The following is an 11,938-nucleotide window of genomic DNA, read 5'->3' as shown; positions in this document are numbered from 1 at the left end:
TCCTAACGCTATTAAATAGTAAAGTAGACAATAGGACAAGCTATCAACTTAAGATCGATATCACTACTTATGACTGAACATGACACGACAACAAGCTTTGGTAAATATTTTATTTGGGTCGCTTGGTTTATCGGCATTGCTTTATTAGTCTTTGTTTTTCAAGACTTACTCGATGAGCAGTACAATCCAAACCAAGACCCTAAGTTGTCATTACAAAGCAATGGCAAAGCACAAGTCACCTTACAACAAAATCGACAAGGGCATTATGTTACCAACGGTGCTATTAATGGTACTGCGGTTACTTTTTTACTTGATACCGGTGCCACTCAAGTATCTATTCCAGCCCATATAGCTGAAACCTTATCATTGCAAGCTGGCGACAAATATCGAGTGCAAACCGCCAATGGCACTATCACTGTTTATCAAACCCAGTTAAATGAATTACGCATTGGCAATATCTACCTGTATAATGTTGCCGCACATATCAACCCGAGTATGGCTGCAGACGAAATTCTGTTGGGCATGAGTGCCCTAAAAAGAGTAGAATTTAGCCAAACCGGAAAACAACTTATTTTACGAGAGCAGCTTTAGATGTTACCAGACTCATTATTACACGACATAACCAAAACCGTTACATGGGCTTTATGTGAAGACCTAGGCGTAAACACCTATGATGAACTTAGCACCAGCAGCGACATTACAGCCGAACTTATTCCATTGGAAAATCAAGCAGTAGCTAATATTATTAGTCGTGATGAATGTGTCATTTGTGGCGTAGCTTGGGTCAATGAAGTTTTTAAACAACTTGATAATATCTATAACTCCAGCACAAAAATCACTTGGTTTGTTAACGATGGTCAACATGTTAGCGCCAATACGACACTCTTTGAATTATCTGGCAATGCCCGTATTTTACTAACCGGTGAGCGCACCGCATTAAACTTTTTACAAAGTCTTTCTGGTACAGCCACTATCACCAGTGATTATGTAAAACACCTTGCAGGTACAACCACAAAGCTATTAGATACCAGAAAAACCTTACCTGGTTTACGCAGTGGCCAAAAATATGCCGTAACTTGTGGCGGTGGCGTAAACCACAGAATTGGTTTATTTGATGCTTTCTTAATTAAAGAAAACCATATTGCCGCTTGTGGCGGTATTAAAAAAGCCATCGCAACAGCACGTATCAATCATAGTGACAAAACTGTTGAAGTTGAAGTGGAGACTATCGCAGAGTTAACTCAAGCCCTCAACGCCGGCGCTGATATTATTATGCTCGATAACTTTAGTCCGCAAATGATCGAGCAAGCCGTGAAACTAACGGCAGAAATATCTGCAGGTCAAAGTAAACTAGAGGTTTCAGGCAATATGACCCTAGCAACATTAAAAGATTATGCAAAATCGGGGGTTGACTTTATTTCAGTTGGGGCGCTAACCAAACATGTACAAGCCGTAGATCTTTCCATGCGCTTTGTTTGAGCCAGCTGATCTTTCGAGGTTACTTCAGCAACAAATTATTCCGTGCTTACTACTAGGCAGCGCAGCAATAAATACGCTTTAACTGTGTGCACAGCAACTATAAAAGCTCAGCAGTCTAAAATTATTAATCAGTTATTTGATGTAGGTCAAAATTGCTTTCGCCTACATCAATGATTAACTTATTCGTGTGTATTTCATTTCACTTCATATCAAACATAAATCAAATTTACACCGCACTTAGTCAACCTACATTTTAAATGATGAAAAAGGTAAGTAACAACTTACTATCACTCACACACCTAACTAAAATACCAGTAACAAAATCTAACATTCTGTTACATACCTGAAAAAAAATTCGCCACAATGTTTTACATTTGGTTATTTTTGTCGCAGTATCATTTTAGCCCCCGTAATAATGTATGGAATAATTGATTATGAAAAAGACATTACAAAACTTAAATATGAAGAAAAAAGCTCAAGGTTTTACCTTAATTGAATTAATGATCGTTGTGGCAATTATCGGTATTTTAGCCGCAGTCGCTTTACCGGCTTATCAAACATATTCAGATAGAGCGAGATTTTCTGAGGTTGTATTAGCTGCAACCCCTGCTAAAACTGCAATTGAACTCTGCGTTCAAACGACTGATGCAAAAGCCTGTCATCAAGTAGAAGATGGGCAAACAGGAACTGCCGCTAACACTAATGGCTGGGCCGCTGCTCCTAGCGTTAAATATGTCGTTATTGGTGGTACTGCAGCAGCACCAACAGTAACAGTAACATCAACATTTACTAACGATGCTTCAGCCGATGTTACTTTCGTTTTAACGGGTACTGTTGTCGATGATGAAAGTATTACCTGGGATAATACAGCTGGAACATGTGCTGCCGCTGGTCTTTGTTAATTTTTCATAAATTTAATTAAAAAAAGCTCCTAAGGGGGCTTTTTTATTAACTAACTTTCATTATTATTGTATATTGTAAGCTACACTCTAACTGTTGATTTTTACTGAGTTTATTAAAGATATTTATGAAAGGTCTTCATCAACAATCAAGCCTGCTATCGGCACTCGCCAAACATGATATTGTTACCCGTGAGATGGTCGACACTATAAGTGCTGACTTTATTCGCCAAAAAAAACCATTTGTTCGTTACCTAGTCGAAGATAAAAATATTAATGCCGAACAAATAGCTAGCACACTCTCCCGCAGTTTTGGCTGTCCTCTGATTGATCTGAGTAATTTTGACACATCATTAGTCCCTGAAGGTGTCCGCAATGAGAAGCTGGTGCGCAAACACAGTGCCTTACCTTTATTCTTGCGTGGCAAGGTATTATTTGTTGCCATGTCGGACCCAACTAACCATGATGCGCTAGAAGAAATTCAGTTTAATACCGGTTTTTCAACTGAATTAGTCCTTGCTAATGAAACCTCATTAATGGCTTGCATCGAGAAAATTTTAGAAGCAGACAGCGATGCCCTTGATATCACCGATATGGATACTGCCGAGTTAGCTGGTATCGATGTGCAAGATGAACATCAAGAAGACGATAACATTGGCGGTGGCGATAAAGAAGATGCTCCTATAGTTGTTTATATTAACAAAATATTACTCGACGCTATTCGTAAAGGCGCCTCTGATTTACATTTTGAACCTTATGAAAAATCTTACCGTATTCGCTTTCGTATCGATGGCATATTAACCGAAGTCGCTAAACCGCCGGTATCTTTAGCATCACGTATGGCTGCACGCCTAAAAGTGATGTCGAAGTTGGATATTGCAGAGCGGCGCGTACCACAAGATGGTCGTATAAAGTTGGCGTTATCAAAAAAGAAATCAATTGATTTTCGTGTTAGTACTCTACCTACTATGTGGGGTGAGAAGGTAGTGATGCGTATTCTTGACTCCTCCAGCGCCATGCTGGGCATTGAAATGCTTGGTTATGCTCCAGAGCAAAAGCAAATTTACATGGATGCACTAGCACAACCGCAAGGCATGATATTAGTAACAGGCCCAACCGGCTCGGGAAAAACCGTATCACTTTATACCGGCTTGAATATTTTAAATACCGAAGAGCGCAACATTTCCACCGCAGAAGATCCGGTGGAAATTAACCTTGAAGGTGTCAACCAAGTACAAATTAATACCCGTGCAGGTTTAACCTTTCCGGGGGCATTACGCTCATTTCTCCGTCAAGATCCCGATATTGTTATGGTCGGCGAAATTCGTGATTTAGAAACCGCTGAAATTGCTATTAAGGCGGCTCAAACCGGTCATTTAGTGCTATCAACTTTACATACTAATTCAGCAGCAGAAACATTAACTCGCTTATTAAATATGGGCGTACCATCCTATAATGTGGCAAGCTCTGTCAGTGTTATTATTGCCCAGCGCTTAGCACGTCGATTATGCATTCAGTGCAAAACAGAAGAAAACATTCCCGAAAGCGAACTACTTACACAAGGCTTTTTACCCGAACAACTTAGTACCATAAAGTTATATAAACCGGTCGGTTGTGAGCTATGTACTGGAGGTTATAAAGGTCGTGTTGGTATATATGAAGTAATAAAAATTAGTGATGTAACAGCAAATTTGATCATGACGGGCTCTAACTCTTTAGATATTGCCGCTCAGTGTCAACGTGAAGGCTACAACAATTTACGCCAGTCGGGCCTAGAAAAAGCCGCTTTAGGTGTTACCAGTTTAGAAGAAGTAAATCGCGTCACTAATAATTAGCCTGAATACAGGTTAACTTGACATTTTATAAAAGTAGCGCCAAGCAATAGCTTTATCACTAATTTTTAAAAAATTGCCAAGTTTGTCCATTCGATATAAGCTAAATAATGTAGATTAGATGGCCTTATGGGCATTACTAACGATAATACTAACAATAGCTCTTACAATAAAAATTAGGTTAATCGCATGGCTGCTATTTCTTCATCAAGAGACAAGAAAAAAGTAAAAGCACTTGATATCTATAAGTGGCAAGGATTAAACCGCAAAGGTAAAAAAGTTGGCGGTGAGCTCAATGCTAATAACATATTAGAGCTAAAAGCACAGTTACGTAAGCAAGGCATAACACCAGGCAGGATCAGTAAGAAAGCTAAACCTTTATTTGGTATCGGCGGCGATAAAAAAATATTGCCCGTTGATATTGCTGTACTTACCCGTCAAATTGCCACCATGCTAGGCGCCGGTGTCCCTTTAGTTCAAACCATTGAAATGATAGCTAGTGGCCATAACAATGGCAATATGCAAAAGCTATTAGGTAATATTGGCAACAAACTACAATCCGGAGTGCCATTATCAGATTGCTTGCGCGAGCACCCACTTTATTTTGATGACTTATATTGTGACTTAGTCAATTCTGGTGAGCAATCTGGCGCCCTTGAAACCATCTATGATCGTGTTGCTACCTATAAAGAAAAAGCTGAGGCGTTAAAAGCTAAAATAAAAAAGGCTATGACCTACCCGATATCTGTTTTAGTGATCGCCTTTATTGTTACTGCCGTACTTTTAATATTTGTCGTACCAGTATTTAAAGACATATTTGATAGTTTTGGCGCAGAACTACCCGGCTTTACCTTATTAGTTCTGGCCATATCTGAATTTATGCAAGCCTACTGGTATTTTGGTCTTGCCGGCATATTTGCAGCAATATACTTATTTAAAAAAACCCACCGTGCTAGCCAAAGTTTTCGTGATAGCGTCGATAAAAAAATATTAAAAATTCCGGTTATAGGTGATGTTTTAAAAAAAGCAGCTGTCGCGCGCTATGCCAGAACCTTATCCACGACTTTTGCCGCTGGCGTACCGTTACCTGATGCATTAGAATCAGCAGCGGGGGCTTCAGGCAATGCGGTATTTCGTGAGGCTATTTTAGATATTCGTGCTGAAGTCACCTCTGGCATGCAAATGAATTTAGCGATGCGAAATTGCGCTATTTTTCCTGATATGGTGATCCAAATGGTCGCCATTGGTGAAGAGTCTGGCGCTGTCGATGATATGTTGGCAAAAGTGGCTACCGTTTATGAGCAAGAAGTCGATAATGCCGTTGATAACTTAACCACCTTACTCGAGCCGATGATAATGGCCGTACTTGGCGTGGTCATCGGTGGCTTAATCATTGCTATGTATCTACCCATATTTCAAATTGGTATGGTTGTTTAATAACAATAGATTAAAGCTTTAAGCTATGAGTAAAAAAGAGCAAGTTGTCAGTTCTTAATCGTATATTTTCATTTGGAGCTAGCAGCTAATAACCAATAGTTTTTAAATTAACGGCTATTCGTTAAACCTATTAACAGCAATTAAACAAGGCAAAACCTTTGACAGATTTCATTACCCTAATGAGCAGTTCTCCTACATTTTTCTTTTCGATTGTTTTTATTTTTTCTTTACTGGTAGGCAGCTTTTTAAATGTGGTTATTTATCGCTTACCTAAAATGCTCGAACAAGGATGGAAACGTGAATGTCGAGAGTTTTTAGCGGATGAACTTGCTAAGCCAACACAACCGACAAATGAAGCATTGATCACCCTATCAACACCAAGTTCTACCTGCCCAAACTGTCAGCACAAAATTCGCTTCTACGAAAATATTCCACTACTTAGTTGGTTATTTTTACGAGCTAAATGCAGCCAATGCCAGTCAAGAATATCTTTACGTTATCCGTTAGTAGAGTTGAGCACTGCTTTATTAAGTATGCTCATCGCAGCCCATTATGGTACTACTTTAACCACGTTATTTTTGTTGATATTAACTTGGGGCTTGGTTTGTTTAACCTTAATAGACTACGACCACATGCTATTGCCAGATCAAATCACTTTACCACTATTATGGTTAGGACTTTTAGTTAATATTAATGGCGCAATTGTGCCATTAAATGATGCTGTTATTGGTGCGGTTGCCGGCTATATGAGCCTATTTAGCATTTTTTGGCTATTCAAGTTAGTTACTGGCAAAGACGGTATGGGTCATGGTGACTTTAAATTAGTGGCATTATTTGGTGCTTGGATAGGTTGGCAGTTACTGCCATTACTCATTTTAATGGCCTCAGCTGTCGGCGCAGTGATAGGTATTAGTTTAATGGTCTTTAAAAACCACCAGCGAGAACAAGCTATTCCATTTGGTCCTTACTTAGCAATCGCGGGTTTTATCACCTTACTATGGGGTAATAATATTTGGTCTTGGTATTTAAGTTCATTAGTTTAAGCAAATTAACTATCTATCATAATGTAAATAAAAAGCGAGCAACTTAGTTTATGTCTGAATTTATTGTCGGCTTAACTGGCGGTATTGGTAGCGGTAAAACCACGGTTACCGATATTTTTCACCAATTAGGTATTGATATTATTGACGCTGATATCGCTGCTCGCATAGTAGTTGCACCGGGTAGCACAGCATTATTAACCATTAGCAATTACTTTGGCAGTGAGTATATTGATCATCAAGGGCAACTTAACAGAGCAAAACTGCGTAGCAGGATTTTCACTGTTGCTGAAGATAAAACCTGGTTAAATAACCTATTGCACCCTTTAATTCGACAAGAAATTTTAACACAAATATCGTTGGCTAAAAGTCGCTATTGCATACTAGTGGCACCATTACTGTTGGAAAATAAGCTCAATAAATTGGTCAATCGGGTGTTAGTGGTTGATGTTGATGAAAAAACACAAATTGCCCGAACCGTTGCACGCGATCCTAGCTCAGCAGAAGAGGTTAAGCGCATCATTGCCAGTCAGATGCCAAGAGCACAACGTCTTAGCTTGGCTGATGACATCATAAGTAACCACAATATCAGTTTAAAAACACTTCGCCAGCAAGTAGGCAACTTAGATAAAAAATATCAAAAAATGTTAAGTAACTCGTTATGAATAAGTGTTTTTTATTAAATAATTCGCCATTCTCACTAGCGATAGGTAGTATGAAGTAATTATTGGTTAAATTAATAGATAAAGTCCGAAAGTCATGACTGCAATATTGTACGAACATCCGCTCAATGAGCGTATACGTAACTACTTAAAACTTGAGCAACTTTTTGCTCAAACCTTTGATTGCTTGCAATACAATATTGTCACTAGCCACAGTGTATTTTTTAACGCATTATTCGCCATAGTCGACACCTTAGAGCGAAATGATATCCGTGGTGATTTAATTAAAGATCTTGAAAAATTAGAACAAAATTTAGTCATTTGGTCACAAAACCCAGAGATTGATAACGCCATTTTGGAAGAAAACTTAAAAAAGACCATCGGCCTTTCAAGTAATTTAAAAGTAGCTTGCCCTCAATGGACCGAACTTAAAGCCGACAAATTTTTAATGGCTTTAAAGCAGCGTTTCGCTATTCAGGGAGGAAGTTCGAGTTTTGATCTGCCACAATTACAATTTTGGTTACACCAACCCAGTGCTCAAGTTGAGCAGCAGTGTCACTACTGGTTATCACGACTGGCTCAAATTAGTTCAGCATTATCATTGATAATGAAATTTATTCGACAAAGAGCAGAGTTTAAACAGATATTGACGGAAAGTGGCTTCTATCAAGACAATGGTGAAGGGTTAATACTTTTGCGTATCAAAGTAGCTGATACTTTATCGTTTTACCCAACCATTAGTGGTAACCGCTTTCGCTACTCTATTCGCTTTATGATGCCATGTAATGATGCTGGGCGTAAATACGTTAAACAAGCCACAAGTTTCTTATTAGCTCGTTGTTAACAGCATGTGCTTAGCGATCAGCTAAGGTACAACAAGAAGTATTTCGGCTTTTACTGAGCATATATAATTAATCGCTTCAGACGAAAAGTTAATAGCTGCTTAGTGAAATATTTCTTATAATAGCATTATCACTTTATTCGCTAGTAACATCTTATATGACATTAAAAGTATCTTGCCCCACTTGTAAAAAAGAAGTGCTTTGGCAAGCGCAAAGCCAACATCGTCCATTTTGTAGTAAGCGTTGTCAGTTAATTGATATCGGTGATTGGGCTGATGAAAATCATAAAATTAGCCAGCCAGTGCAAGGCGCTGTCGACTTAAATGAAGAAATGCTTGACGCGTTGGAAGATCAATTTTTACAACATAATAAATTTTTTGTTGAACCTGAATAACAAGTATTATTATCAGGTAAGCTGAAGCTACAAATATATTTGTTGTAGCTTTTCAATAATGGCTTGATTAGCAGCAGGGAAATTTAAGTGTTCGAAATCAGTTAATTGATACCAAGCAGATGCTTGCCCTTCTAAAGCTTTTGCTTCACCGATAAAGTTATCAACAACAAAGACTTCTAATAACACCTTTTTATCAACGTAGTCATGGCTTATTTCGATTAGCGGCGTACAGGTTAACACTTCTATCGCCACCTCTTCTTTTAGCTCTCTAAATAGCGCCTGATGCACAGTTTCATCATCTTCAACTTTACCACCGGGAAATTCCCACTTTCCCCCTTGATGACTATCTGCTAAGCGCTTAGTTAGAAAATACTGATCGCCCTGTTTGATAACCCCAACAGCAACATGCACAATTTTAGTTGTCATAATACGATGCCTTAATTAAATTTATTTTTATATTGTTTATCTAAAGAAGTATGCACTTAGCGCTATATCGAACACATGAGTAGGTACAAATTTTTGAAATTATCATTGCCCCGCAAGCACTCAAAGACTGACTTTTAAATTCTCGCTAAGAGGTACTTTCTGAGACGGATTGCTATTAAACATAAAAATACCAGTCAAAAGACTGGTATTTTTATGTCAGACTTAACGCTTGATAAGTTAGCTTAACTTACCGTGACACTGTTTATATTTTTTACCTGAGCCGCACGGACAAGGCTCATTACGTCCAACACGCGCCATCGCAGTTTCTTCAGGCTGTGAGGCCGACTGATGTGTAAACTCTTTCGGTGCTTCATCAGCTTTTCTATGTTGTTCTTCAACCGCTTCAACATCAGATTCAGCCTTAATTTGCACTTTACTTAAGATACCAATAACATCATATTTTAAGTTATCAAGTAATTCGGCAAATAACTCGAAAGATTCACGCTTAAATTCTTGTTTTGGATTCTTTTGCGCGTAACCGCGTAAATGAATACCTTGACGTAAATGGTCCATTGCCGCTAAATGCTCTTTCCAATGAGAATCTAGGCTTTGTAGCATAACAGCCTTTTCAAACTGGCGTAAAACTTCAGCACCAACCATCTCTTCTTTAGCAACATAACTCGCTTCAACTTCTGCAACAATTTTTTCACGTAAAGTTTCTTCATGCAAGTTGCTGTCTTCTTCTAACCATTTTGCAATAGTCAGCTCAAGATTAAGTTCGCCTTTAATACGTTCTTCTAAGCCCGTAACATCCCACATTTCTTCTAACGATTGTGGTGGAATATGTTGACTAATCAAACCATTAACGACATCTGCACGAATCGCTTTAATAACCTCAGCAATATCTGCTTCATCCATCAGCTCATTTCGTTGCTCATAAATAACTTTACGTTGGTCATTTGAAACATCATCAAACTCAAGTAATTGTTTACGAATATCAAAGTTACGGCCTTCAACTTTACGTTGAGCATTTTCAATACTCTTAGTCACCCAAGGATGTTCAATTGCTTCACCGCGCTCCATACCTAATTTACGCATCATGTTAGAAATACGCTCAGAGGCAAAAATGCGCATTAAGCCATCTTCCATCGATAGGTAAAAACGCGTTGAGCCCGCATCACCTTGACGGCCTGAACGACCACGCAATTGATTATCTATACGACGAGACTCATGACGCTCAGTGGCAACAATATGTAGGCCACCCGCGGCTAATACCTTTTCATGCTCTTCTTGCCATGCGGCTTTCACTTTTTCAATTTGGTCTGCGCTTGGGTTATCAAGCTTAGCTAGCATCATACTTAAGTTACCACCCAGTACGATATCAGTACCACGACCAGCCATGTTAGTGGCAATGGTTACCGCACCAATTTTACCCGCGTCGGCAACAATCTCAGCTTCCTGTTGGTGGAACTTAGCATTCAATACTTTATGCTTAATCTTTGCTTTCTTTAAAAATGAAGATAAGAATTCAGAGGTTTCAATGCTGATAGTTCCCACCAAAACCGGTTGGCCACGTTCAACACAGTCTTTAATATCTTCTAAAATCGCTTCAAACTTTTCTTCAGCTGTTAAGTAAATTAAATCAGGTAAATCCTTACGTACCATAGGTTGGTTTGTTGGGATAACCACCGTTTCTAAACCATAGATATGATTAAACTCGAACGCTTCTGTGTCCGCAGTACCTGTCATACCTGATAATTTATTATAGATACGGAAAAAATTTTGGAAGGTAATTGATGCCAGTGTCTGATTTTCATTTTGAATATCAACACCTTCTTTCGCTTCAACCGCTTGGTGCAAACCTTCTGACCAACGGCGACCTTCCATTGTACGACCGGTATGTTCATCAACAATGACGATTTCACCATCTTTAACAATATAATCAACATCTTTTTGAAACAGTTTATGAGCACGCAATGCCGCCATAACATGATGGAGTAAAGTAATATTTGCTGCTGAGAATAGAGAATCTCCTTGCTGCATTAAACCTTTTTCGATCATGATTTCTTCGATATGTATTTGACCTAGCTCAGTTAGATAGATTTGCTTGGCTTTTTCGTCAATGGTGAAGTCACCGGTACTTTCTTGACCTTCTTTATCTTCTTCATCTTGCTGAACAAGCGTTGGCACTACCAGATTGATATTACGGTAAAGTTCAGAACTATCTTCCGCTTGACCAGAAATAATTAATGGCGTGCGCGCTTCATCAATTAAAATCGAGTCGACTTCATCAATAACGGCAAAGTTTAATGGCTTTTGTGCCCGCTCTTCTGGCGAAAAGGCCATATTATCGCGCAGGTAGTCAAAACCAAACTCGTTGTTGGTACCGTAAGTGATATCAGCGTTATATGCTGCTTGTTTATCGCCAGGTGCCATACCAGCAATATTACAGCCAACAGTCATACCTAAAAATTCAAATAATGGCCGACTCCAATCCGCATCACGGGTAGCAAGGTAGTCATTGACCGTAATCACATGCACACCTTTATTGGTTAAAGCATTTAAATAAGCCGGTAAAGTTGCGGTAAGCGTTTTACCTTCACCGGTACGCATTTCGGCTATTTTACCCGAGTTGAGTACCATGCCACCGATCATTTGCACATCAAAGTGACGCATACCAAATACGCGTTTACTCGCTTCACGTACCACAGCAAATGCTTCAGGAATAAGCTCGTCTAGTACTTCGCCTTGCTCAACGCGCTCTTTAAACTCAGTTGTTTTTGCTTTTAGTTCTTCATCACTGAGGGCTTCAAAAACGGGTTCTAGAGCATTAATTTTTGTTACTTCTTTGCACATTTGTTTAAGTAATCGATCATTTCGACTACCAAACAGTTTTGTCATTAACTTTACAAACATCGTGTTAAACC

Annotated in this window: 11 protein-coding genes; 9 read left to right on the top strand and 2 right to left on the bottom strand. The window is 38.9% G+C overall.

Features of this window, described 5'->3' with window-relative positions:
• Positions 1-69 precede the first annotated feature (69 nt).
• The 9 genes from FGD67_RS13765 (at position 70) to yacG (ending at position 8,585) form a co-directional block, all read left to right on the top strand.
• Positions 70-591, top strand: coding sequence for a TIGR02281 family clan AA aspartic protease (locus tag FGD67_RS13765; protein WP_257171703.1), 522 nt, complete (start codon positions 70-72; stop codon positions 589-591).
• Positions 592-1,479 carry a carboxylating nicotinate-nucleotide diphosphorylase gene (gene nadC / locus FGD67_RS13760; protein ID WP_257171702.1) on the top strand — a complete coding sequence of 296 codons (888 nt, stop codon included), beginning with the start codon at positions 592-594 and terminating at the stop codon, positions 1,477-1,479. It abuts the gene before it with no gap.
• Positions 1,480-1,913: 434 nt separating this feature from the next.
• Entirely contained in the window at positions 1,914-2,381 is a 468-nt protein-coding gene (locus FGD67_RS13755; protein WP_306556754.1) for a pilin, read from the top strand.
• 125 nt (positions 2,382-2,506) lie between these two features.
• Complete coding sequence (pilB, locus tag FGD67_RS13750) at positions 2,507-4,213, top strand: type IV-A pilus assembly ATPase PilB (RefSeq protein ID WP_257171701.1); 1,707 nt, start codon at positions 2,507-2,509, stop codon at positions 4,211-4,213.
• A gap of 186 nt (positions 4,214-4,399) precedes the next feature.
• On the top strand, positions 4,400-5,647 hold the full coding sequence (locus FGD67_RS13745; RefSeq protein WP_257171700.1) for a type II secretion system F family protein: 1,248 nt from the start codon (positions 4,400-4,402) through the stop codon (positions 5,645-5,647).
• Positions 5,648-5,805: 158 nt separating this feature from the next.
• Complete coding sequence (locus FGD67_RS13740; protein ID WP_373567771.1) at positions 5,806-6,690, top strand: A24 family peptidase; 885 nt, start codon at positions 5,806-5,808, stop codon at positions 6,688-6,690.
• A 50-nt stretch (positions 6,691-6,740) separates the two neighbouring features.
• The gene (gene coaE, locus FGD67_RS13735) at positions 6,741-7,352 is read left to right on the top strand and encodes a dephospho-CoA kinase (protein WP_257171699.1); all 612 of its coding nucleotides are present in this window, start codon (positions 6,741-6,743) and stop codon (positions 7,350-7,352) included.
• Positions 7,353-7,446: 94 nt separating this feature from the next.
• Positions 7,447-8,193: a cell division protein ZapD gene (gene zapD / locus FGD67_RS13730; RefSeq protein ID WP_257171698.1), complete on the top strand. Its 747-nt coding sequence runs from the start codon at positions 7,447-7,449 to the stop codon at positions 8,191-8,193.
• 155 nt (positions 8,194-8,348) lie between these two features.
• Complete coding sequence (gene yacG, locus FGD67_RS13725; protein WP_257171697.1) at positions 8,349-8,585, top strand: DNA gyrase inhibitor YacG; 237 nt, start codon at positions 8,349-8,351, stop codon at positions 8,583-8,585.
• Between the two features lie 27 nt (positions 8,586-8,612).
• Here the strand turns inward: yacG and mutT are convergent, their stop codons facing one another.
• A complete protein-coding gene (gene mutT / locus FGD67_RS13720) occupies positions 8,613-9,011 on the bottom strand; it encodes an 8-oxo-dGTP diphosphatase MutT (RefSeq protein WP_257171696.1) in 399 nt (132 codons plus the stop codon).
• Positions 9,012-9,248: 237 nt separating this feature from the next.
• Complete coding sequence (gene secA / locus FGD67_RS13715; RefSeq protein ID WP_257171695.1) at positions 9,249-11,927, bottom strand: preprotein translocase subunit SecA; 2,679 nt, start codon at positions 11,925-11,927, stop codon at positions 9,249-9,251.
• Positions 11,928-11,938: the final 11 nt, after the last annotated feature.

It is taken from the genome of Colwellia sp. M166, assembly GCF_024585285.1.
Lineage (GTDB): Bacteria > Pseudomonadota > Gammaproteobacteria > Enterobacterales > Alteromonadaceae > Cognaticolwellia.
The sequence above is the reverse complement of the archived record's forward strand: the minus strand, read 5'-3'. Positions and strand labels throughout refer to the sequence as shown.